General features: G+C 57.4%; 19 protein-coding genes and 3 tRNA genes. 12 read left to right on the top strand and 10 right to left on the bottom strand.

What is annotated here, in order from left to right; translation table 11 throughout:
- Positions 1-82: 82 nt before the first annotated feature.
- Complete coding sequence (gene sugE, locus D5067_RS20975; RefSeq protein WP_112011979.1) at positions 83-400, top strand: quaternary ammonium compound efflux SMR transporter SugE; 318 nt, start codon at positions 83-85, stop codon at positions 398-400.
- On the opposite strand, the gene D5067_RS20970 is transcribed toward sugE, so the two are convergent.
- Both D5067_RS20970 and blaACT read right to left on the bottom strand, forming a co-directional pair.
- Complete coding sequence (locus D5067_RS20970; protein ID WP_119935863.1) at positions 397-927, bottom strand: lipocalin family protein; 531 nt, start codon at positions 925-927, stop codon at positions 397-399. The genes sugE and D5067_RS20970 overlap by 4 nt on opposite strands.
- A gap of 159 nt (positions 928-1,086) precedes the next feature.
- Positions 1,087-2,232, bottom strand: coding sequence for an ACT family cephalosporin-hydrolyzing class C beta-lactamase (blaACT, locus tag D5067_RS20965; protein WP_119935862.1), 1,146 nt, complete (start codon positions 2,230-2,232; stop codon positions 1,087-1,089).
- A 132-nt stretch (positions 2,233-2,364) separates the two neighbouring features.
- On the opposite strand from blaACT, the gene ampR reads away from it, so the two are divergent.
- The gene (ampR, locus tag D5067_RS20960; protein ID WP_119935861.1) at positions 2,365-3,240 is read left to right on the top strand and encodes a LysR family transcriptional regulator AmpR; all 876 of its coding nucleotides are present in this window, start codon (positions 2,365-2,367) and stop codon (positions 3,238-3,240) included.
- A 29-nt stretch (positions 3,241-3,269) separates the two neighbouring features.
- Here the strand turns inward: ampR and frdD are convergent, their stop codons facing one another.
- The 4 genes from frdD to frdA are packed head-to-tail and all read right to left on the bottom strand — an operon-like array spanning position 3,270 to position 6,563.
- On the bottom strand, positions 3,270-3,629 hold the full coding sequence (gene frdD / locus D5067_RS20955; protein ID WP_119935860.1) for a fumarate reductase subunit FrdD: 360 nt from the start codon (positions 3,627-3,629) through the stop codon (positions 3,270-3,272).
- 10 nt (positions 3,630-3,639) lie between these two features.
- Positions 3,640-4,035 carry a fumarate reductase subunit FrdC gene (gene frdC, locus D5067_RS20950; RefSeq protein ID WP_119935859.1) on the bottom strand — a complete coding sequence of 132 codons (396 nt, stop codon included), beginning with the start codon at positions 4,033-4,035 and terminating at the stop codon, positions 3,640-3,642.
- A 10-nt stretch (positions 4,036-4,045) separates the two neighbouring features.
- Entirely contained in the window at positions 4,046-4,780 is a 735-nt protein-coding gene (locus D5067_RS20945) for a succinate dehydrogenase/fumarate reductase iron-sulfur subunit (RefSeq protein WP_014068601.1), read from the bottom strand.
- Entirely contained in the window at positions 4,773-6,563 is a 1,791-nt protein-coding gene (gene frdA / locus D5067_RS20940; protein ID WP_119935858.1) for a fumarate reductase (quinol) flavoprotein subunit, read from the bottom strand. Before frdA ends, D5067_RS20945 begins: the two co-directional genes overlap by 8 nt.
- 310 nt (positions 6,564-6,873) lie before the next feature.
- Between frdA and epmA the strand changes: the two genes are divergently transcribed.
- Entirely contained in the window at positions 6,874-7,851 is a 978-nt protein-coding gene (epmA, locus tag D5067_RS20935; protein WP_119935857.1) for an elongation factor P--(R)-beta-lysine ligase, read from the top strand.
- A gap of 222 nt (positions 7,852-8,073) precedes the next feature.
- Here epmA and mscM read toward each other — a convergent pair whose 3' ends face one another.
- From mscM to rsgA, 3 genes are all read right to left on the bottom strand, one after another.
- Entirely contained in the window at positions 8,074-11,397 is a 3,324-nt protein-coding gene (mscM, locus tag D5067_RS20930) for a miniconductance mechanosensitive channel MscM (protein ID WP_119935856.1), read from the bottom strand.
- Between the two features lie 19 nt (positions 11,398-11,416).
- Positions 11,417-12,385 carry an archaetidylserine decarboxylase gene (gene asd, locus D5067_RS20925; RefSeq protein ID WP_119935855.1) on the bottom strand — a complete coding sequence of 323 codons (969 nt, stop codon included), beginning with the start codon at positions 12,383-12,385 and terminating at the stop codon, positions 11,417-11,419.
- A 97-nt stretch (positions 12,386-12,482) separates the two neighbouring features.
- Positions 12,483-13,535: a small ribosomal subunit biogenesis GTPase RsgA gene (gene rsgA, locus D5067_RS20920; protein ID WP_168192642.1), complete on the bottom strand. Its 1,053-nt coding sequence runs from the start codon at positions 13,533-13,535 to the stop codon at positions 12,483-12,485.
- Positions 13,536-13,642: 107 nt separating this feature from the next.
- Between rsgA and orn the strand changes: the two genes are divergently transcribed.
- From orn to D5067_RS20900, 4 genes are all read left to right on the top strand, one after another.
- Complete coding sequence (orn, locus tag D5067_RS20915; RefSeq protein ID WP_119935853.1) at positions 13,643-14,188, top strand: oligoribonuclease; 546 nt, start codon at positions 13,643-13,645, stop codon at positions 14,186-14,188.
- Positions 14,189-14,405: 217 nt separating this feature from the next.
- Positions 14,406-14,481: transfer RNA gene (locus D5067_RS20910), tRNA-Gly, on the top strand.
- Positions 14,482-14,517: 36 nt separating this feature from the next.
- Positions 14,518-14,593 (top strand) — tRNA-Gly (locus tag D5067_RS20905).
- A gap of 37 nt (positions 14,594-14,630) precedes the next feature.
- Positions 14,631-14,706 (top strand) — tRNA-Gly (locus D5067_RS20900).
- Positions 14,707-14,976: 270 nt separating this feature from the next.
- On the opposite strand, the gene queG is transcribed toward D5067_RS20900, so the two are convergent.
- Positions 14,977-16,116, bottom strand: a complete 1,140-nt coding sequence (gene queG / locus D5067_RS20895) for a tRNA epoxyqueuosine(34) reductase QueG (protein ID WP_119935852.1) — start codon at positions 16,114-16,116, stop codon at positions 14,977-14,979.
- On the opposite strand from queG, the gene nnr reads away from it, so the two are divergent.
- The 5 genes from nnr to miaA are packed head-to-tail and all read left to right on the top strand — an operon-like array spanning position 16,115 to position 22,252.
- Positions 16,115-17,638 (top strand): bifunctional ADP-dependent NAD(P)H-hydrate dehydratase/NAD(P)H-hydrate epimerase, encoded by a 1,524-nt coding sequence (gene nnr, locus D5067_RS20890; protein WP_119935851.1) that lies wholly within the window; start codon positions 16,115-16,117, stop codon positions 17,636-17,638. The genes queG and nnr overlap by 2 nt on opposite strands.
- Positions 17,631-18,092: a tRNA (adenosine(37)-N6)-threonylcarbamoyltransferase complex ATPase subunit type 1 TsaE gene (tsaE, locus tag D5067_RS20885; RefSeq protein WP_119935850.1), complete on the top strand. Its 462-nt coding sequence runs from the start codon at positions 17,631-17,633 to the stop codon at positions 18,090-18,092. The genes nnr and tsaE overlap by 8 nt, the downstream gene beginning before the upstream one ends.
- Positions 18,093-18,108: 16 nt before the next feature.
- A complete protein-coding gene (gene amiB / locus D5067_RS20880) occupies positions 18,109-19,455 on the top strand; it encodes an N-acetylmuramoyl-L-alanine amidase AmiB (RefSeq protein WP_119935849.1) in 1,347 nt (448 codons plus the stop codon).
- A gap of 9 nt (positions 19,456-19,464) precedes the next feature.
- Positions 19,465-21,309, top strand: a complete 1,845-nt coding sequence (gene mutL / locus D5067_RS20875; RefSeq protein WP_119935848.1) for a DNA mismatch repair endonuclease MutL — start codon at positions 19,465-19,467, stop codon at positions 21,307-21,309.
- Positions 21,302-22,252 (top strand): tRNA (adenosine(37)-N6)-dimethylallyltransferase MiaA, encoded by a 951-nt coding sequence (miaA, locus tag D5067_RS20870; RefSeq protein ID WP_119935847.1) that lies wholly within the window; start codon positions 21,302-21,304, stop codon positions 22,250-22,252. The genes mutL and miaA overlap by 8 nt, the downstream gene beginning before the upstream one ends.
- Positions 22,253-22,317 lie beyond the last annotated feature (65 nt).

The raw sequence follows: 22,317 nt of genomic DNA, 5'->3' as shown, positions 1-22,317 counted from the left end.
AATCTCAGCCTTGCGGGACGACCCGTAAGCGCTTCCTTCATCGGGGACGGCCCCAACTTGCCTTTAAGTTAAGGAGCCTGATATGTCCTGGATCGTTCTTTTTATTGCCGGCCTGCTCGAAGTGGTATGGGCGATTGGCCTGAAATACACCCACGGTTTTACCCGCCTGACGCCCAGCGTCATAACCGTTACCGCGATGATTGTGAGTATCGTCATGCTGTCCTGGGCAATGCGTACGTTGCCCGTGGGAACGGCGTATGCCGTCTGGACGGGCATTGGCGCGGTTGGCGCGGCCATCACCGGCATTCTGTTATTAGGTGAGTCAGCGAGTCTGGCACGTATTGCCAGCCTCGCGTTGATTGTGGCCGGAATTATTGGTCTGAAGCTCAGCACGCATTAATGCGGTTGTTCTACCCAGATTAATTTCGTCACATCAAACCCCTGCCGGGTCGCGACGTCCAGCATCTGCTGCTTCATTTCGGGTGAAATGGTGGGGGTGCGGGAGAGTATCCACAGATAGTCGCGATCCGGCCCGCAGACCAGCGCGTGGCGGTACTCTCTGTCCAGGGCGATAACGTTATACCCGCCGTAGAATGGCCCAATAAACGAGACTTTCAGCGCGGCCCGGTTCGGATCGCCGGTGAAGTAAGCCTTGCCAACCGACTGCTGCCACATCTCCCGATCCGGATTGTATCCACGGTTAATAACCTGAATACCCCCGTCATCCATTGCGCTGTAATGTGCGGTGACTTTCTCTAAACCCTGCTCGAACCGGTGGTCCATACGGGCGATTTCATACCATGTTCCAAGGAAGCGTTGCGAATCAAAAGGGGTGACGACGGTGACGCCGGGAGGTGGGGTAGGGGAACTGCAGGCAACCACTAAAAACGCGGCTGTCACCGCGGCGATAACAGGCAGAATGCGCATAGGAGTTTCCTTACTGTTTTTTGTTAAGTGTAGATGACGGCAAGGAAAGTGTGGGGGGACGTGCGGTGTGTTTCGCCAGGGGGCGGCTTCGCCTTACCCGGCCTACAGCACCCACACGTTATGTAGGCCGGGTAAGCGTTAGCGCCACCCGGCAATGTTTTACTGCAGCGCGTCGAGGATACGGTATGCCGCCTCAACCCGCGCCGGGTTCGGATAGCTCTTGTTCGCCAGCATCACGATGCCAAGCTCTTTCTCCGGGATGAAGGCCACGTAGCTGCCAAACCCGCCGGTTGAACCCGTTTTGTGTACCCATGATGCTTTGACCGGTGGAGCCGGAGGGCTCACTTCTCTCGCAGGCAGCGGCGCCAGCGCAACGTTATTATCACTGCCATCGACCAGCGTTTTGGCATCGACCGGCCAGTTAAGCATTTCCCAGCCTAACCCTTGATACATGGCACCCACGCGCCAGTAGCGCGACTGCGCCAGCGCAATACCTTGCTTAAGTGACGCTTCAGCAACGTTCTCCGGTGCCATGTTGGCCATCACCCAGGCTGCCATATCCTGCACGTTGGTTTTCACGCCGTAGGCTTCGGCGTCCAGCATTCCTGGTGAGACGTGGACCGGTTTCCCCTCCCGGTAGCCCCATGCGTAGTGCTGCGCTTCGCTTTTCGGGACGTTAATCCAGGTATGATTCAGCTTCAATGGTTTAAAGACGCGTACTGTCATGGCCTGCTCAAAGCTCATGCCGGAAGGCTTAACCGCCAGCGCGCCAAACAGGCCGATGCTGGCGTTGGCATACAGTCGCGTGGTGCCCGGTTTCCACTGCGGCTGCCAGGTCTGGTAAAAGCGCAGAAGCGACGCGGTGTCCGTCACGTCATCAGGTACCTGCAGCGGCAGACCTCCCGCAGTGTAGGTCGCCAGATCCAGCATGCGAATGCCCTGCCACTGCTTGCCCGTCAGTTCAGGCCAGTATTTCGTTGCCGGATCGCCCAGCGAAATCTCGCCGCGGGCAATGGCATCACCGCCCAGCACGCCGGTGAACGTTTTACTGATGGAGCCCAGTTCGAACAGGGTTTGCGGCGTGACGGCTTTATTCGCGGCGACATCGGCTTTGCCGAAGGTGAAATAGTGCGGCTGGCCCTGGTAAATCACGGCAACCGCCATGCCCGGAATAGCGTGTGCCTTCATCAGCGGAGTAACGGTACGTTCAACCGCCTCAGCTAACTGTTTTTCTGACAGCGGAGCGGTAAAGCCGGAATATGACATGCCGAGCAGCAGGGCGCAGCAAAGGGATTTTTTGATCATCAGTTATCTTCCGTAATAGCGGTTCAGGGGAGTGTCCGGGCCCATAAGACGAGCGTAGTCTGTTGGATTTGACTGTGCCTGACAAACGGTTAAATTTAGCAGTAGCTGTTAATTTTTCTAACGGATGAGGCTATGACGCGCAGCTATATCCCCCTCAATTCGCTTCGTGCTTTCGAAGCTGCCGCAAGGCATCTCAGTTTTACGCATGCGGCGATAGAGCTGAATGTGACCCACTCTGCCATTAGCCAGCACGTAAAGGCGCTGGAACAGCACCTGAACTGCCAGCTGTTTGTTCGGGTCTCGCGCGGGCTGACGCTGACCACCGAGGGCGAGAATCTGCTGCCGGTGCTTAACGACTCGTTCGACCGCATTGCCGATATGCTGGATCGCTTTGCTCACCATCGCGCCCGGGAGAAGCTAAAAATCGGCGTGGTGGGGACTTTTGCCACCGGCGTTTTATTCTCCCGGCTGGATGATTTTCGCCGCCGCTATCCGCATATTGACCTCCAGCTTTCTACCCATAACAACCGCGTCGATCCCGCTGCCGAAGGGCTGGATTACACCATCCGCTACGGCGGAGGCGCGTGGCACGGCACCGACGCGGAGCTTCTTTGCCCGGCGCCGCTGGCCCCGCTTTGTACGCCCGCCATCGCGGGTGAGTTACGTTCTCCGGCAGATATCCTGAAGTTTACTCTACTGCGATCCTATCGACGCGACGAATGGGCGGCATGGATGCTGGCTGCGGGGGAGCACCCACCCTCGCCGACGCACCGCGTCATGGTGTTTGATTCGTCGGTGACCATGCTTGAAGCGGCGCAGGCGGGCGTGGGAATAGCTATCGCACCCGTCGATATGTTTACCCACCTGCTGAACAGCGAGCGCGTTGTAAAGCCGTTCACCACGCAGATTGATTTAGGGAGCTACTGGCTGACCAGGCTGCAGTCACGGGCAGAAACTGCCGCCATGCGTGAATTCTCACAGTGGCTGGTGGCGGAAATGCAGAAATAAAAGGCCCGCCGGACGGCGGGCCTGAAGCGTCAAAGGGTGACCACGGCAATCAGCGTCACCACGGTCAGGATGGTTGCCAGACCGTAGAACACCCATTTACCGCTCGGAACGTGGATTTTCAGGTCATGCATCGCATGGTGAATACGGTGCAGACCACACCACAGCGGCAGGACGATCATCAGGAAGATGAACGCGCGGCCGATAAAGCTGCTCGCAAACGCCATCACGCGCTCGTAGCTCAGGGCATCGCCCGGAAACAGCCCCAGCGGCAGCATAATGCCGACCAGCAGAATGATAACCGGTGCGATAATGGCGCTCCACATGCCGCCTGCGCCAAACAGGCCCCAGAAGACCGGCTCGTCAGAACGTTTTGGATTTGGATTGATCACGGTAGTCTCCTTACCAGAACAGTGCGACAAACAGAATGACCACAGTGACAACGGCCGTCACTGCCCAGAGCCCTTTAATCACCGGCTCCGGTCCCATTTTCTCGCCTTTAACGATAATGTTCGCCGCTTTTGGCGCCAGTTCAAACCAGGTTTTGGTATGAAGCAGGGCTGCTGCGAGCACAATCAGGTTCAGGATCACGATGATCGGGTTTTGCAGGAAACCGACAAAGCTGGCCCAGGCTTCCGGGCCGTGTTTGAGGGCAAACACCCCGTACATCAGCTCAAGGCTGAACCAGACCGCGGGAACCGCCGTGCCTTCACGCAGCATATAGAAGCGATAAAACGGCAGTTTTTTCCACCAGGTGGACGGCATTGGCCGCACGTAGGCTTTGCGTTTAGTCGTCATCATGCACTCCTTAGCGTGGTTTCAGGGTAGCGATAAGAAAGTCTTTCGAGCTTTCCACTTTCCCCTGCTGAATAGCGGCGGCCGGGTCGACGTGCTTCGGACACACTTCGGAGCAGTAGCCCACGAATGTGCAGCTCCAGACGCCGTTCTGGCTGTTAAGCTGCGCCATACGTTCTTTTTTACCGTGGTCCCGGCTGTCTTCGTTATAGCGGTGCGCCAGGGTAATGGCGGCCGGGCCGATGAACTCCTTGTTCAGGCCAAACTGCGGACAGGCGGCGTAGCACAGACCGCAGTTGATGCAGCCAGAAAACTGATGGTATTTCGCCATCTGCGCCGGCGTCTGGGTATTTGGCCCCTGATCCGGCGTGCGCGGGTTGCCGATGATGTACGGCTTGATGGCCTCAAGGCTTTCGATAAAGTGGGTCATATCGACCACCAGATCGCGCTCAATCGGGAAGTTCCCCAGCGCTTCAACCTTGATGCCTTTAGTGTATTCGCGCAGGAAGGTTTTACAGGCCAGCTTCGGCACCTTGTTGACCATCATGCCGCAGGAGCCGCAGATCGCCATGCGGCAGGACCAGCGGTAGCTCAGATCCGGCGCCAGGTTGTCTTTGATATAGCCGAGCGCATCCAGCAGGGAGGTTTGCTCGTCATAAGGCACTTCATAGAAAGCGCTGTGCGGTGCGGCGTCCACTTCCGGGTTGTAGCGCACCACTTCAACTTTCAGTTTTTGCATCTCAGCCATTCGCCTTCTCCTTCTTCTCGGCGTCTTCTGCTTCTGCACCGTACACGCGTTTCGCCGGTGGCAGCGTGGTGATCTTCACGTCGCTGTAGTCCAGACGGGTTGTGCCATCCGCATCGCGCCAGGCGAGGGTGTGTTTCAGGAAATTGACGTCATCACGTTCGGTACAGCCTTCGTCCAGGCGCTGGTGGGCGCCGCGTGACTCTTTACGCGCCAGGGCAGAGTGCGCCATGCATTCCGCCACGTTCAGGCCGTGGCCCAGCTCGATGGTGTACAGCAGGTCGGTGTTGAATACGCTGGAGGTATCGGTGATACGTACGCGCTTGAAGCGCTCCTGCAGCTCTGCCAGCTTGTCGACGGTTTTCTGCATCAGCTCCGGCGTACGGTAAATACCGCAGCCCTCTTCCATCGACAGGCCCATCTCGTCGCGGATCTTCGACCAGTTTTCGTTGCCTTGCTGATTCACCAGGTCTTTCAGTCGTTTTTCGACGTCAGCGACCTGCGCATCCAGCGCGGCGCCGTTTGCTTCGCCCGCGGTTGCGGCACGCTCCATCGCGCGCTCGCCCGCCATGCGGCCAAAGACGACCAGCTCTGCCAGCGAGTTCGACCCCAGACGGTTGGCACCGTGTAGGCCCACGGAGGAACACTCGCCCACGGCAAACAGCCCTTTGATGCGGGTCTCGCACTGCTGGTCGGTTTCAATGCCGCCCATGGTGTAGTGCGCGGTTGGGCGCACCGGAATCGGCTCTTTCACCGGATCGACGCCCACGTAGGCTTTCGCCAGCTCGCAGATGAACGGCAGACGTTCCAGCAGTTTTTTCTCGCCGAGGTGACGCAGGTCGAGATAGACCACATCGCCGCGCGGCGTGGAGATGGTGTTGCCTTTGCGCCACTCGTGCCAGAAGGCCTGAGAGACTTTGTCGCGCGGGCCGAGTTCCATGTATTTGTTCTTCGGCTCGCCGAGCGGGGTTTCCGGGCCCATGCCGTAATCCTGCAGATAGCGGTAGCCGTTTTTGTTGACCAGAATACCGCCTTCACCGCGGCAGCCTTCCGTCATCAAAATGCCCGAGCCCGGCAGGCCGGTTGGGTGATACTGCACGAATTCCATATCGCGCAGCGGCACGCCGTGGCTGAGCGCCATGCCCATGCCGTCGCCGGTGACGATGCCGCCGTTGGTGTTGTAGCGATAAACACGCCCCGCGCCGCCCGTCGCCATGACCACGGCCTTCGCGCGGATCTGAACAAGCGTGCCTTCCATCATATTCATCGCGACCAGGCCGCGCGCCTCGCCGTCATCGACCAGGATGTCGAGGACGAAATGTTCATCAAAGCGTTGAATTTGGGGGAACTGGAGGGAGGTCTGGAACAGGGTGTGCAGCATGTGGAAGCCGGTTTTGTCGGCGGCGAACCAGGTACGTTCTATCTTCATCCCGCCGAAACGGCGAACGTTGACGCTGCCGTCAGGACGGCGGCTCCACGGGCAGCCCCACTGTTCCAGCTGGGTCATTTCCGTTGGGCAATGGTGTACGAAGTAGTCAACGACATCCTGTTCGCAAAGCCAGTCGCCCCCTGCAACCGTGTCGTGGAAATGGTATTCGAAGCTGTCATGATCCTGCGCGACGGCGGCGGATCCTCCTTCTGCGGCAACCGTGTGGCTACGCATCGGATAGACTTTTGAAATCAGAGCGATTTTAGCGGTCGGATTAGCCTGTGCTGCAGCAATCGCAGCACGTAATCCAGCTCCGCCAGCGCCTATAACGGCAAGATCGGCTTGAAAAGTTTGCACGACATTCCTCCAGATTTTTGTTATTTCGCAACGCGTTAAACGAAAGGTAGCTCACCTGCCTGAACGGACGATTACGAAAGCGTTTCCACTGCTCCTTTATGGGTAGCACAGTATAACCGCGTGTATATGAGGGAAATTTGACGTGTTCGATTTTTTTGCTGTTCTGTGCGGTGATTTATCATCGTGATTGATGAATCCCGTCACGGTATTTTTCTTCATAATGAAAAAGGGGCTTTTACTGCGCAAAATTTGTCTCAGCTCCGGCTTACGAGTAGACTTCGTGCCCTTGTCTGAAATCGGAGAAAAACTCATGAGCGAAACGGCCACCTGGCAGCCGAGCGCATCCATCCCAAACCTGCTAAAACGCGCAGCACTGATGGCGGAAATTCGCCGCTTCTTTGCCGATCGCGGAGTCCTGGAGGTGGAAACGCCGTGCATGAGTCAGGCAACGGTAACGGATATTCATCTGGTCCCGTTTGAAACCCGTTTTGTTGGCCCCGGTCATTCTCAGGGTATGAATCTGTATATGATGACCAGCCCGGAATACCACATGAAGCGCCTGCTGGCGGCAGGGTGTGGCCCGGTGTATCAGCTGTGCCGCAGCTTCCGCAATGAAGAGATGGGTCGTCACCACAACCCGGAATTCACCATGCTGGAGTGGTACCGTCCGCACTACGATATGTACCGCCTGATGAACGAGGTAGACGATCTGCTGCAGCAGGTGCTGGAGTGTGCAGAAGCGGAAACGCTCTCCTATCAGCAGGCGTTTCAGCGCCATCTGGAGATTGACCCGCTGTCGGCGGACAAAACGCAGCTGCGCGACGCGGCGGCAAAACTGGATCTGAGCAACGTGGCGGATACCGAAGAGGATCGCGATACGCTGCTGCAGCTGCTGTTCACCTTTGGCGTAGAGCCGCAGATTGGCAAAGATCGCCCAACGTTCGTCTATCACTTCCCGGCAAGCCAGGCCTCGCTGGCGCAGATCAGCACGGAAGATCACCGCGTGGCGGAGCGTTTTGAGGTTTATTACAAAGGCATCGAGCTGGCGAACGGTTTCCACGAGCTGACGGACGCGCGCGAACAGCAGCAGCGGTTTGAGCAGGATAACCGCAAGCGTAATGCGCGCGGCCTGCCACAGCAGCCGATTGATACCAACCTGCTTGAAGCACTAAAAGCCGGTCTGCCGGACTGCTCCGGCGTTGCGCTGGGGGTGGATCGTCTGGTGATGCTGGCGCTGGGCGCTGAGCAGCTGGGCGATGTGATTGCATTTACGGTCGATCGCGCTTAAAAAATCGCCGGGTGGCGCTGTCGCTTACCCGGCCTACTCGGATCTTTTTCTTAATTTTCCCCATATAGCCACAGTGTCTTTCTGGTCATCTACTACCCTCCGCGCAGTGAATTCCTTTTCGAATGGCTCAATGTCCCAGTCACTCAAAAAGATGACCCTCACCGGGCTCATGTTTCTGCTCTGTTCTTCTTTATCCCCCTCCCGAACGGGAGGGGGAAAGGGTTATAAACTTCCCGCCGGACGCTTGCGCCCCGCTGACGACAGCGTTCTGGACGTTTTATTCCCGCCCAGGCTTTCCAGACGCATCTGGAACGGTGGGAACGGCATATCGATACCGTGCTCGCGGAAGCCAGCCAGAATCAGCTGGTGGATCTCATGGCGCAGCGGCATACGGTGCCCCATCTCAGCAGCATAAATACGCAGCTCGAAAATCTGGATCCCCTGCTGCAGGTCGACCAGGAAGACTTCCGGTGCCGGGTTGTCGATCACCAGCGAGCAGCGCTCAGCTGCGGTATACAGGATCTGCGTCACCTCTTCGCTGTTGGCATCCGATGGCGCCGGCACGGTCAGCACCACGCGCGTGACGGAGTCTGACAGTGACCAGTTGATAAACTGCTCGGTGATGAAGGCCTTGTTCGGGACGATGATCTCCTTACGGTCCCAGTCGCTGATGGTCGTGGCGCGGGTGTTGATCTTCGTAACGCTCCCGGTCAGATCGCGGATGGTCACCGTATCACCAATACGGATCGGCTTTTCAAACAGGATGATCAGGCCGGACACGAAGTTAGCGAAGATCTCCTGCAAACCAAAGCCCAGGCCCACGGTCAGGGCGGCGACCAGCCACTGCAGTTTTGACCACTCGATACCAATCATTGAGAAGCCCACCAGCCCACCAAACAGCATGATCAAATACTTGGTGATCGTGGTAATGGCGTATCCAGTCCCCGGGGTTAAATCCAGGTGCTGCAGCAGCGCCAGCTCCAGCAGGGCAGGGAAATTCCGTACCAGCTGCGTGGTGATGATGAGGACCAGAATCGCAATCAGCACGGCGCCCAGGGTTATCGGCTCCAGGCTCTCGACGCCCTGTACCGTGGACGTCACGTCCCATAGCGAAATGTTCTCGAGGAAGCCAAACGCGGAGTGGATTTCTGACCACAGGAAGATTACCGACAGCAGGGCAACCAGCATCAGAATAGAACGCACCAGCCGCAGGGACTGGGTACTGATGGCATCCAGATCCAGCTCGACTTCATCGGCATCTGTCGCCCCCTCGGTGCTGTTGACGTGGTTAGGCTCCTCTTCGCCGCGCGCGCGCTGGGCGAGAATTTCTGCACGACGGTGCTTGGCGCGGTCAAAGGCCAGGCGGCGACGCTGGATCAGCATCCACCGGCGAATGATGTGGTAAACCACCAGCAGCAGGAACCAGATGGCAACCGAGGTTTCCAGACGCGCCAGCAGCGCCTGCGCCGTCGCAAGATAACCCACGGCTGCAGCAAGGATGGCGACCAGCGGCGCGGAGAGCATCAGGTTCCACAGCAGGCGGTTGAACATGTTCTCGCCGCTGCCCGTTTTATCGAGATACAGCGGAATACCCGCGCGCTTCAGGCTCAGCTTCACCATCGCCAGCGCGCCGCAGATCAGCATAAAGCAGAGGCGGCCCAGCGAACCGGAAAACTCCCGATCGTTGAGATTATCAAACATGATCAGCGCCATAATCAGCGGCACAATCAGGCCGATGCTCATCAAGTAGTAACGCATGCCCCGCGCGACGCGGCTGCGCGGCCAGCCAAAGTGGGCGACAAACAGGCCATTTGGTCTCGCGAAGGTGGCGCAAATCATCACGACCCACAGCAGCGGTACTGTTGCGGTGACGCCATCGCCAATCGCCACCGCCAGCGGATAGGGCCAGGCCTCTCTCAGGCCGTAGCCCAGCGTCATCCACAGCACCGGCAGCGGCGAGGCGACGAGAATTGACCAGAACACGGTGCGTAGCGTCAGCCAGAAGTGATCCTGAGTCACTTTGCCTACGCGCGCGCTGGAGCGTTCAAGGAAGCGCGTAAAGTGCCTGCGGGAGTAGATGCTGAACCCCACCAGAATCAGCGCGCCCAGCAGCGGGAAGATGGTCTCCTTGCTGGTCACCATCATCATGCTGGCCTGACCCAGCTGGCTGAAGGTATCCAGCGAAATCAGGCGACGCAGATCCTGCACAATCTCTATCGGCCACGAGAAGGTCATTGGACGCACGTCCGACGTCCAGAAGAGGTAACGGTGCGTCGCCTCGTTAACCTCTTTGAGCGCGTCTTCAAGCTGGCTATTCGATACCTTCAGCTTGGTGAGCTCAAGGATCAGCGTATCGCCACCCTGCAGCAGGGAAGTGAGCAGCTCGCGCTGGGTGCGCATCTGGGCTTCCAAAATACGGGTCTGCTCGGCGGTCAGCGGTTTACCGTCAGCCTGACGGATCTGGCGGATTTGCGGCTGTTTGTTGAGAAGATCTTCAAAATGCAGGCGCTGAACGCGCAGCTGAGCCATTTCGGTATCAAGCTGCTGCGGCTTCGGCATCTCGGGGAGGCGGGCAACCTGGGCGCGTAACGCTTCGCCCAGCAGGTTTGAAGACCCCAGCCACTGGGACTGCTCGCGCAGCGTGTTTAACGCCTGGCGAACCTGCAGCGTTTGGTTGGTCGCCTGACGCTGCTGCGATGCAACCAGATCCATCCGCTGCGCCTGCTGGTTCAGGGCGGCAGACAGCTCGCGGTTAACCCGGAATTGTTCGTTAATTCCTGCAGGCAGGTTTTCGCTGTTTTCTGCAAGAAGCTCAGTGCTCTCCAGCGCACGTTCGGCTTCGCGCTGGCGCTGGCTGTTGAGCTGATTACGCAGGGCCTGAAGGTAGGCATCAAGCTGTTCGCTCTGCTTCTGCGCCAGCTCGGCGCGCATGCGCGACAGCTCCTGGCGGTTGTTGGCAGAAAGCTGCGCCAGCTCCAGCTCGTCAACCAGCGCTTTGAGTCTGGCGGATTCGGCCTGCAGCCCAAGATTCTGCGCCTGGCTTTGCGGGGTATTTCCTGTCTGTGTGCCGACGCGTCGCTCCACCTCATTTAGCTGGCGGCGGGCATCGGTTTGCTGTTGCGGAAGCTGGCTGAGCGAGTCGGCGATTTCACGCGCGCGTTCCTGCTCCTGCTGCGCCAGGCGGCTCTTCTCCAGAAGCTGGCTGCTGACCTGGAGTATCTCCTGGTTTAGCGCATCCGACGTTAAGCCCACGGGAACCTCGCGCGGTTCATCACGCAGGTTATTCAGCTGTGAGCGCAGCGTTTGGGAGAGTTTCGGGAAGTTGTCGATAACCTGCTGATATTGCTGAGCGCGCTCAAGGGAACCTTTTCGCTCCTCAAGCGCGTTCAGGGCAGACTGGAGCGACTCGACGGTCTCTGGCTGGGCGGGTTTTGCCGCTTTAGCCTGCTCCAGTTCCTGGGTTATCTGTTTGGCGTCGGGAGCTGTCGCTGCGTACGCCCCCATGCTGAGGCACCAGGCCATCAGTAAAACGATAATCGGGCGCACGTCAGCGATCCTTCTGTTGTTAGCCTTCGTCTTTTTTGTCGTCAACCAGCGGGCTGGCGTCGTGTTCGGCTTTGATCTCTTCTTCCGGCAGCGGCGCAGGCGCTGCGTCCGGCGTCACGAAGGCTTCGGTAGACACCGCCAGCGGCTGGCCCAGCTTGGTGACCGACAGGCTTTCCAGCTGTTCGACCAGGTTAACTTTACCCGGAGCAAACAGGTTGATCACGGTAGAGCCCAGCTTAAAGCGGCCCATCTCCTGACCCTTCAACAGGGCAACCGAACCTTCTGCTTCACCGGCAGGCCATGTCCAGCGTTTGATCACGCCTTCACGCGGCGGGGTGATGGTGCCCGCCCAGACGGTTTCGATGCTGCCTACAATGGTAGCACCCACCAGAATCTGCGCCATTGGGCCAAATTCAGTATCAAACAGACAGATGACGCGCTCGTTACGGGCAAACAGGTTCGGGACGTTCTGTGCGGTCAGGTGGTTTACCGAGAACAGATCGCCCGGTACGTAAATCATCTCGCGCAGGATGCCGTTACACGGCATGTGGACGCGGTGGTAGTCTCGCGGCGACAGGTAAGTTGTCGCGAAGGAGCCGTTACGGAACAGGTCGGCCATCAGGTAGTTACCGGCCAGCAGCGCTTCCAGGCTGTAGTTATGGCCTTTCGCCTGCAGAATCTTGTCGTCTTCGATTTTACCGAGCTGGCTGATCACGCCGTCAGCAGGCATGACAAGGACGTTAGGATCGGTATTTAACGGGCGCACTTCATCGCGCAGCGGGCGAACGAAGAATTCGTTGAAGGTGCGGTAGCTGGCGGTATCCGGCTTCTGCGCCTCTTTCATGTCGACCTTGTAGTATTTCACGAACAGGTCGATGACCAGTTTGGTCAGCCAGCCCGCTCGTTTGCTCGCGCCCCAGCCCGCCAGGCGAGTGAGCCACAGTTTTGGCAGAATGTATTGAAGCGAAAGTTTAAATGAGTTTAACAAGGTAGCCTCCAGGCCATTGTTTTGTCGTTCCTGATCCGGCTTAACGCAGCCGGAACCTGAAAAAAGGGGACGATTTTAGCGATGCTTAGCTTAGTTGTCAGTTATCCGAATCAGAAAAGTTTTTACGCGTTTTTACGTCTTCCATGCTCTCAAGAATGCGGTGATAGTTTTCGAAGCGGGTCTCTGCTATTTCACCGTTCTCAACCGCTTCGCGGATAGCGCAGCCCGGGTCGTTATCGTGTTTACAGTCGCGATATTTACAGGCGCCTAAATAATCATGGAATTCGACAAATCCGTTGAAGATTTGTTCCGGCTCAAGGTGCCACAAGCCGAACTCACGCACGCCCGGGGAGTCAATCACGTCGCCGCCGTGCGGGAAGTGATAAAGACGCGAGGCGGTGGTGGTGTGCTGACCCAGGCCCGAGACGTTGGACACATCGTTGGTCAGGATCTCCTGCTGGAGGCCAAGAAGGTTGTTTAGCAGGCTCGATTTACCCACGCCGGACTGACCCGCAAAGATGCTGATACGGTCGGTCAGCGCTTCTTCTAACGGCTTCAGGCCATCTTTGGTGTGGCTGGAGACCATCAGTACGCGATAACCAATCTTGCGGTAGATGTCCATCTGCTCATTCACGAAGGCCATGCCGTCGTCATCCAGCAGGTCGATTTTGTTCAACACGATGATCGGTTCAACCTGAAGCGTTTCGCAGGCGACAAGATAACGGTCGATAATATTGAGCGAAAGCTCGGGCAAAATCGCCGAAACGATGATGATCTGGTTAATGTTGGCCGCAATGGGCTTAACGCCGTCGTAAAAGTCAGGACGGGTGAGCACCGACGTGCGTTCATGCACGGCTTCAACGATGCCTTTTACCGTTACCCCTTCAGCGGCTTCTTTACCGGGACGCCAGACCACGCGGTCACCGGTTACCAGTGAACGGATGGTGCGGCGGATGTTGCAACGGTGAATATCCCCGTCGGCGGATTCGACATCGGCATGCATACCAAAACGGCTAATGACGACGCCTTCGGTCGTTTCGCCAAACAGGTTGTCGTCGTAATCCGGCTTCTCCGCAGTGGTTTTAAGACGGCGCTGGTGGTTGGCGTTTACGCGGCGCTGCTGCCCTTTGGAGAGTTTATTTTTACTCAATCGCGCTGGCTCCTGGTCGCCCATAATGGGCAAAACCTCTATGATACACTCTAATTAATACTAGTTAACCTGCTACTGCCGGTTATGCGAGAAGGGTGGAAAATAACATGAGCGCGGATGAAAACAACCTGATTTGGATCGATCTTGAAATGACCGGGCTGGATCCCGAGCGCGATCGCATTATAGAGATTGCTACGCTGGTGACCGATGCCAACCTGAATATCCTGGCGGAAGGGCCAACGATTGCGGTGCATCAGTCTGACGACCAGCTTGCGCTGATGGATGACTGGAACGTGCGCACCCATACCGGCAGCGGCCTGGTTGAACGCGTAAAGGCCAGCACCCAGGGCGACCGCGAGGCTGAACTGGCGACTCTTGAGTTTCTTAAGCAGTGGGTTCCTGCGGGTAAATCGCCGATCTGCGGCAACAGCATCGGGCAGGATCGTCGCTTCCTGTTTAAGTACATGCCCGAACTGGAGTCTTACTTCCACTATCGCTATCTGGACGTCAGCACGCTGAAAGAGCTGGCGCGCCGCTGGAAGCCTGAAATTCTCGACGGCTTCAAAAAGCAGGGTACACACCAGGCGATGGACGATATTCGTGAGTCTGTTGCGGAGCTTGCCTACTACCGGGAAAACTTTATTAAGCTCTGATTCAGGGACTTGCCGGGGGGCGGTTGTGCCGCACCCGGCCTAAACACGGTGAGAATGGTGTAAAAACGCGCAAAGCGATGAATATTCCATCACTTGAACTGAATTTCGAAAAAATCGCTTTCAGGGGGGTTGCAGCTAAAAGGATTTCTCGTATAATGCGCCTCCCGTAACGACAGAGAATTACACGTTACGACAGCAACAAAAGCAGTACAGATTTGCGGGAATAGCTCAGTTGGTAGAGCACGACCTTGCCAAGGTCGGGGTCGCGAGTTCGAGTCTCGTTTCCCGCTCCAAAATTTGATAATGCTTCTAAAGCATGCACCACCCAAGCGGGAATAGCTCAGTTGGTAGAGCACGACCTTGCCAAGGTCGGGGTCGCGAGTTCGAGTCTCGTTTCCCGCTCCAAAAATTTGAAAGTGCTTCTAAAGCACGGACCACCCAAGCGGGAATAGCTCAGTTGGTAGAGCACGACCTTGCCAAGGTCGGGGTCGCGAGTTCGAGTCTCGTTTCCCGCTCCAAATTCTTCTTCATATTAAAATTATCCACAGCGAAATGCTTCGTTGGGGACGTTTTCTATTTCATCTGAAATACTCTTGTAAACAGAGTTATCCACAGAACCTGCCGCGGATCTGTTAGTGCCAAACGCTTCGCAGGGTGAATAGTATTCATTTAATTATTTGAATTACAAAAAGAAAATTTCATTTCAAAATGCTATTGAGATCACTTGACCTCTTCGCTAGCCCAGATGGTGCCTGAGTTTTTATTTTTATACACAGGCTGTGAATAGTTCAGGCATCCCGCGTAAGCCCTTTTTCAATCACCCTCACCAGACGCTGTTTCTTCGGTAGCTGCACCTCAACAACACAGGCATTTCGTTTCTCAATCTGCTGCGCAATCGCCCATTCTATGTGTTCATCGAGAAGTGGGTGCTCACCTCTACGGCTTTCCAGCGCCTGAATATTGGCTTCATCCCAAGGAGCATTACCCAGCGCAACGGCGACATTGCGCAGCCAGCGCAGGTGGCCGATACGGCGAATGGCCGAACCTTCGGTCACTTTCAGAAACCAGGCTTCGGTCCAGGCGAACAGCTCAACGAGCTGCGGGGCGTGCAGTGCTTTACGCGGGCTGAAGTCCTCTTCCTCCGTGAGCTGCGAGTAGCGGTTCCACGGGCAGATCAGCTGGCAGTCGTCACAGCCGTAGATACGGTTGCCGATAAGCGGTCGAAACTCTTCGGGAATAGCTCCTTCCAGTTCGATGGTGAGGTAGGAGATGCAGCGGCGTGCGTCGACGGTATACGGCTCGACGATGGCACCCGTCGGGCAGATGGTCATGCAGGCCACGCAGCGGCCGCAGCCTTCCTCGACCGGGCCGTCTATCGGCAGCGGTAAATCGATCAGCAATTCGCCCAGGAAGAAGAACGATCCGGCATCGCGGCTCAGGATAAGTGAGTGCTTACCTGTCCAGCCGAGCCCCGCTTTTTCAGCGATCGGGCGCTCAAGAATAGGCGCGGAATCAACAAAGGGTCTAAAATTCAGCGAAACACAGTGCTGCTGAATAGTTTCCCCAAGTTTTTTTAAGCGGTTACGCAGGAGCTTATGATAATCACGCCCCAGCGCGTACCGGCTAACGTAACCCAGAGAGGGATTTTTTAGCGTGCGCGCAAAGGCCGCGTTGGCTGGCAGGTAGTTCATACGCACGCTGATGACGCGTAATGTGCCCGGCAATAGTTCCTGTGGACGGGCTCTCATCATGCCGTGACGCGCCATCCACTCCATTTCGCCGTGGTATTGTTTGTCCAGCCACGCCTGCAGCTTTGGCTCGCTGGCGGAGAGGTCGGTATCGGTGATACCCACTTTCTGGAAGCCTAGCTCAGCACCCCACTGTTTGATATTTTGCGCTAACTGATTGAGATCGAGGGGCTGTGACATGACGGACCATACTGTGAAGAAAAACCCCGCAAGTATACCACATTCCATCTGGCATGCGGATGACCTCCGGCGCGCCGAAAAAGAGGCCGCAGACAGCCTCGGCGTGACCCTTTATGAGCTGATGCAGCGCGCGGGCGAAGCGGCGTTCAACGTTGCCCGTGCGGCATATCCGAATGCTTCACATTGGTTGATATTGTGCGGGCACGGCAATAACGGGGGCGACGGCTATGTGGTTGCCCGTCTCGCGGTTGCGGCAGGTATCCGCGTGACGTTGCTGGCCCTGGAGAGCGATAAGCCGCTGCCTGAAGAAGCCGCTGCCGCGCGAGATGCCTGGCTGAACGCGGGCGGTGTGATTCATGCGTCGGATATCGTCTGGCCGGATGATATCGATGTGATTGTGGATGGTCTGCTGGGTACGGGTTTACGCAGCGCGCCGCGTGAGAACATTGCCGCGTTGATTGAGCGCGCCAATGCGCATATCGCGCCGGTGGTCGCACTGGATATTCCCTCTGGCCTGGTCGCGCAAACGGGAACGACGCCGGGAGCCGTCATTCATGCCTCGCATACCGTGACCTTTATCGCACTGAAGCCCGGATTACTGACCGGCAAAGCGCGGGATGTGGTGGGAGTACTGCACCACAACGCGCTGGGGCTGGAGAGCTGGCTGGCTGGGCAGGAGACGCCGGTCTCACGATGGGACGCCTCGCAGTTGTCGGGCTGGCTGCCTCCGCGCCGCCCGACGTCCCATAAGGGCGATCACGGTAGGCTGGTGATTGTAGGTGGAGACCACGGCACGGCGGGCGCTATCCGCATGACCGGAGAGGCCGCGCTGCGCTGCGGGGCGGGTCTGGTGCGCGTGCTGACGCGGCCTGAAAACATCGCGCCGATTATCACCGCCCGTCCGGAATTGATGGTCCATGAGCTTACGCTACAGACGCTTGAAGAGAGCCTGGAATGGGCGGACGTGGTGGTCATTGGTCCCGGGCTTGGACAGCAGTCCTGGGGCAAACAGGCCCTGCAAAAGGTTGAGAATTTCCGTAAACCGATGCTGTGGGATGCCGACGCGCTGAACCTTCTGGCAATCAACCCGGATACGCGTCACAATCGCATTCTGACGCCACACCCCGGCGAGGCCGCGCGCCTGCTCAACTGCAGCGTGGCAGAAATTGAAAGCGATCGCTTACTTTCTGCCCAGCGTCTGGTAAAACGTTACGGAGGTGTTGTTGTGTTGAAAGGGGCGGGAACCGTAATCGCCAGCGAAAATGCACTCGGCATTATTGATGCCGGAAATGCGGGCATGGCGAGCGGCGGCATGGGTGATGTGCTCTCTGGCATCATCGGCGCATTGCTTGGACAGAAACTTCCCCTTTATGATGCAGCCTGTGCGGGCTGCGTGGCTCACGGTGCGGCCGCCGACAGGCTTGCTGCTCGCTATGGTACGCGCGGCATGCTGGCCACCGATCTTTTTGGCACGCTACGGCGTGTTGTTAACCCGGATATGATTGACGTAGAAAATGACTAACCGAGCGATTTCTTTACCTGATGAACAAGCCACATTAGAACTTGGCAAGCGCGTGGCGCAGGCCTGTCAGGGGGCTACCGTCATTTATCTGTACGGTGATTTAGGCGCGGGGAAAACCACCTTCAGCCGGGGTTTTTTACAGGCGTTAGGCCATAACGGGAACGTAAAAAGCCCGACCTATACGCTGGTAGAGCCGTACACGCTTGAACATCTCATGGTGTACCACTTCGATTTATACCGTCTTGCGGATCCTGAGGAGCTCGAGTTTATGGGGATCCGCGATTATTTTGCCAACGACGCCATCTGCCTGGTGGAATGGCCGCAACAAGGTGCGGGTGTGCTGCCTGACCCGGATGTCGAAATTCACTTAGATTACCAGGCTCAAGGGCGTGAGGCGCGCATCAGTGCGGTTTCCTCATCAGGCAGTTCCTTACTGGCCAGACTGGCCGGTTAAGCGTAGGGATGACGGGATGAGACATCGCGTTAAAGGTTGGTTGTTGGCTGCAACGGTGCTGCTGTGCGCGCAGGCCGGTGCCGCAACTCTCTCGGATATTCAGGTCTCGAATGGCGACAGCCAGGCGCGGATCACGTTCAGCTTTATGGGCGATCCTGAGTATGCATTTTCACAGCCAGACAGCCGCAGCGTGGCGCTGGATATCAAGCAAACGGGCGTGATCCAGGGGCTGCCGCTGCAGTTCAGCGGTAATAATCTGGTGAAAAGCATCCGTTCCGGTACGCCAAAAGATGCGCAGTCGCTGCGTCTGGTGGTCGATTTGACCGAAAAGGGCAAAACGAAGGCGGTGAAGCAGCAGAACGGTGGGACCTTCACCGTGGTCTTTACCATCAATGCCGATGCACCTCCGCCACCGCCGCCTCCACCGGCGCCTGTCGTGGCGAAGCGTGTTGAAGAGCCGGTTTATACTCCACGTCCGTCTGAGCCTGCCCGCAATCCGTTTAAAGCGCAGAACGATCGCATTACGGCGGCAACCAGCAGCAACACGGTGACGCGTCCGGCCGCCAGCGCGCGTCGCGCAGCGGTCAGCGGCGATAAGGTGATTATCGCCATTGATGCGGGGCACGGCGGGCAAGATCCGGGCGCCATCGGCCCGGGCGGCACGCGTGAGAAAAATGTCACCATTGCGATTGCCCGTAAGCTGCGTACGCTCTTAAACGACGACCCAATGTTCAAAGGCGTGCTGACCCGCGACGGCGACTACTTCATTTCGGTGATGGGGCGTTCAGACGTGGCGCGCAAGCAGAACGCGAACTTCCTGGTGTCGATCCATGCGGACGCCGCGCCGAACCGTAACGCGACAGGCGCCTCGGTATGGGTGCTTTCCAACCGTCGCGCTAACAGCGAAATGGCCAACTGGCTCGAAGAGCACGAGAAGCAGTCTGAACTCCTGGGCGGGGCGGGCGACGTGCTGGCCAACAGCCAGTCAGATCCGTACCTCAGCCAGGCGGTGCTGGATTTACAATTCGGTCATTCTCAGCGCGTCGGGTATGATGTCGCCACTAACGTATTGAACCAGCTGCAAAGCATAGGCGTGCTGCATAAACGACGCCCGGAACATGCCAGCCTTGGCGTTCTGCGCTCGCCGGATATCCCGTCCATCCTCGTTGAGACGGGCTTTATCAGCAACAACGGTGAAGAGCGTCTGCTGGGAAGCGACAGCTATCAGCAGCAAATTGCCGAGGCGATTTATAACGGTCTGCGTAAATACTTTGATGCTCATCCGCTGCAGTCCGCGCCGCAGGGCGGGGCTGGCCAGACGGCCAGCGCAGCCCAGCCGGGTGAGATGACCGCCACAAATTAAGGAGAGTTCATGCCGATTCAGGTTCTACCGCCGCAGCTCGCGAACCAAATCGCCGCCGGTGAGGTGGTGGAACGCCCTGCGTCGGTGGTGAAGGAGCTGGTGGAAAACAGCCTCGATGCGGGGGCAACCCGCATTGATATTGATATCGAACGCGGGGGCGCGAAGCTTATTCGCATTCGTGACAACGGCTGTGGCATTAAAAAAGACGAGCTGGCGCTGGCGCTGGCCCGTCACGCTACCAGTAAAATTGCCTCGCTGGACGACCTGGAAGCGATCGTCAGCCTCGGGTTTCGCGGCGAAGCGCTGGCCAGTATCAGCTCCGTTTCGCGTCTAACCCTGACGTCCCGTACGGCGGAACAGCAGGAAGCCTGGCAGGCCTACGCCGAAGGGCGCGATATGGATGTCACGGTCAAGCCTGCGGCCCATCCTGTTGGCACCACGCTGGAAGTGCTGGATCTGTTCTACAACACCCCCGCCCGACGCAAATTTATGCGTACCGAGAAGACCGAATTCGGCCATATCGACGAGATCATTCGCCGCATCGCGCTGGCGCGATTTGATGTCACCATTAACCTCAGCCATAACGGCAAGGTGATGCGTCAGTATCGCGCGGTGGCGGAAGGCGGGCAGAAGGAGCGTCGCTTAGGCGCTATCTGCGGGACGCCGTTCCTTGAACGGGCGCTGGCCATAGAGTGGCAGCACGGCGACCTGGCCATGCGCGGTTGGGTTGCCGATCCGAACGCCAGCAGTGCGGCATTTGCAGAGATCCAGTATTGCTATGTGAATGGCCGCATGATGCGCGACCGCCTGATTAACCACGCTATCCGCCAGGCCTGTGAAGACAAGCTCGGCGCGGATCAGCAGCCCGCGTTTGTGCTTTATCTTGAGATCGACCCGCATCAGGTTGACGTGAACGTCCACCCTGCAAAGCATGAGGTGCGTTTCCACCAGTCGCGTCTGGTGCATGATTTTATTTATCAGGGGGTGGTCAGCGTACTGCAGCAGCAGGCTGAACCGACCCTACCGCTTGAAAGCGCAGATCCCGCTCCGCGTCCGCTACCGGAAAACCGCGTGGCGGCGGGGCGTAACCACTTTGCTGAACCTGCCGCTGTGCGTGAACCTGCGGCCCCCCGTTTTGCATCGGCGGGAAGCGCTCCGCGCCTTACTGGCGCGAACTATCCGAACGCCCAGCCGGGATATCAAAAGCAGCAGGGGGCGCTGTACCGTAAGCTGCTGGATACCCCTGCGGTTGAGCGTAAAGAACACATTGAGGTATCACCGCCTTCGCTGGACGGACACAGCCAGAGCTTTGGTCGAGTGTTGACCATCGTCGCGCCGGATATGGCCTTGCTCGAACGTGAGGGTAAACTGATGCTGCTGGCGCTGCCGGTAGCAGAACGCTGGCTCAAGCAGGCGCAGCTTACGCCCGGGGAAAACGCAGCCTGCGCGCAGCCGCTGCTGATCCCAGTGCGGTTGAAAATAACCCCCGAGGAAACAGGGGTTTTGCAGCGTGCGCAGGCGCTTCTGGCCGAAATGGGGATCGAAATCGTGCTGGAAGCGCAGCATGTGACAATTCGCGCAGTGCCTTTACCCTTACGCCAACAAAATTTACAAAACTTGATTCCTGAACTGATAGGCTACCTGGCGCAGCAAACGTCGTATGATGCCGCCAACGCCGCGCAGTGGATCGCCCGCCATCTGGCAAGCGAACACGCGCCGTGGAGTATGGCACAGGCGATAACCGTGCTGGCAGAGGTTGAACGCCTTTGCCCGCATCTGGTGAGAATGCCGCCGGGTGGATTATTACAACCTGTTGATTTACAAACGGCGATGACCGCCCTGAAACATGATTGACGCAAGCAAGGCGAGCCTGCCTAAGGCAATTTTTTTAATGGGCCCAACGGCCTCGGGCAAAACGGCGTTAGCCATTGAGTTACGTAAAGTTTTGCCTGTAGAGTTGATTAGCGTCGATTCCGCCCTCATTTACCGAGGAATGGACATCGGCACGGCGAAGCCAGACGCGGAAGAACTGCGCGCGGCACCGCATCGTTTGCTGGATATTCTCGATCCGGCCCAGGCTTATTCCGCAGCGGACTTCCGCCGCGATGCCTTAGCCGAAATGGCCGAGATTACGGCGGCGGGACGAATACCGCTGTTGGTTGGCGGAACCATGCTCTACTTCAAGGCGCTGCTGGAGGGGTTATCACCTCTGCCATCCGCGGATCCGGAAGTAAGAGCCAAGATTGAGCAGCAGGCGGCAGAGCAGGGATGGGACGTTTTGCACAAGCAACTGGCGGAGGTTGACCCGGTTGCCGCAGCACGGATTCATCCAAATGATCCGCAAAGGCTTTCCCGAGCACTGGAAGTTTTTTTCATTTCGGGTAAAACTTTAACGGAACTGACGCAAACGTCAGGAGACGCTCTGCCGTATCAGGTGCATCAGTTCGCCATCGCCCCGGCGAGCCGTGAACTGCTCCATCAACGAATTGAGCAGCGTTTTCATCAGATGTTAGCTTCAGATTTTGAAGCAGAAGTGCGGGCGCTTTTTGCCCGTGGAGATTTGCATACGGATATGCCTTCCATTCGTTGCGTGGGATACCGCCAGATGTGGTCGTATCTTGAAGGTGAGATTTCATACGATGAAATGGTTTATCGAGGTGTTTGCGCCACGAGACAGTTAGCGAAGCGCCAGATCACCTGGTTGCGCGGTTGGGAGGGGGTTCACTGGTTAGACAGTGAGAAACCGCAACAGGCGCTAAACGAAGTGATTGAGGTTATTGGTGATATCGCTCACTGAATGTGTACAATTGAGACGTATCGTGCGCAATTTTTCAGAATCGCAAGGTTCTAAGTACAAAACAA

This window comes from Enterobacter huaxiensis, from assembly GCF_003594935.2.
Taxonomy (GTDB): Bacteria; Pseudomonadota; Gammaproteobacteria; order Enterobacterales; family Enterobacteriaceae; genus Enterobacter; species Enterobacter huaxiensis.
The sequence above is the reverse complement of the archived record's forward strand: the minus strand, read 5'-3'. Positions and strand labels throughout refer to the sequence as shown.

Coding starts and splice junctions, on each gene's coding strand:
- miaA (WP_119935847.1), top strand. CDS start 21,302: ATGATTGACGCAAGCAAGGCGAGCCTGCCTAAGGCAATTTTTTTAATG.
- frdC (WP_119935859.1), bottom strand. CDS start 4,035: ATGACGACTAAACGCAAAGCCTACGTGCGGCCAATGCCGTCCACCTGG.
- queG (WP_119935852.1), bottom strand. CDS start 16,116: ATGTCACAGCCCCTCGATCTCAATCAGTTAGCGCAAAATATCAAACAG.
- blaACT (WP_119935862.1), bottom strand. CDS start 2,232: ATGATCAAAAAATCCCTTTGCTGCGCCCTGCTGCTCGGCATGTCATAT.
- epmA (WP_119935857.1), top strand. CDS start 6,874: ATGAGCGAAACGGCCACCTGGCAGCCGAGCGCATCCATCCCAAACCTG.
- ampR (WP_119935861.1), top strand. CDS start 2,365: ATGACGCGCAGCTATATCCCCCTCAATTCGCTTCGTGCTTTCGAAGCT.
- orn (WP_119935853.1), top strand. CDS start 13,643: ATGAGCGCGGATGAAAACAACCTGATTTGGATCGATCTTGAAATGACC.
- mutL (WP_119935848.1), top strand. CDS start 19,465: ATGCCGATTCAGGTTCTACCGCCGCAGCTCGCGAACCAAATCGCCGCC.
- nnr (WP_119935851.1), top strand. CDS start 16,115: ATGACGGACCATACTGTGAAGAAAAACCCCGCAAGTATACCACATTCC.
- amiB (WP_119935849.1), top strand. CDS start 18,109: ATGAGACATCGCGTTAAAGGTTGGTTGTTGGCTGCAACGGTGCTGCTG.
- D5067_RS20945 (WP_014068601.1), bottom strand. CDS start 4,780: ATGGCTGAGATGCAAAAACTGAAAGTTGAAGTGGTGCGCTACAACCCG.
- D5067_RS20970 (WP_119935863.1), bottom strand. CDS start 927: ATGCGCATTCTGCCTGTTATCGCCGCGGTGACAGCCGCGTTTTTAGTG.
- tsaE (WP_119935850.1), top strand. CDS start 17,631: ATGACTAACCGAGCGATTTCTTTACCTGATGAACAAGCCACATTAGAA.
- sugE (WP_112011979.1), top strand. CDS start 83: ATGTCCTGGATCGTTCTTTTTATTGCCGGCCTGCTCGAAGTGGTATGG.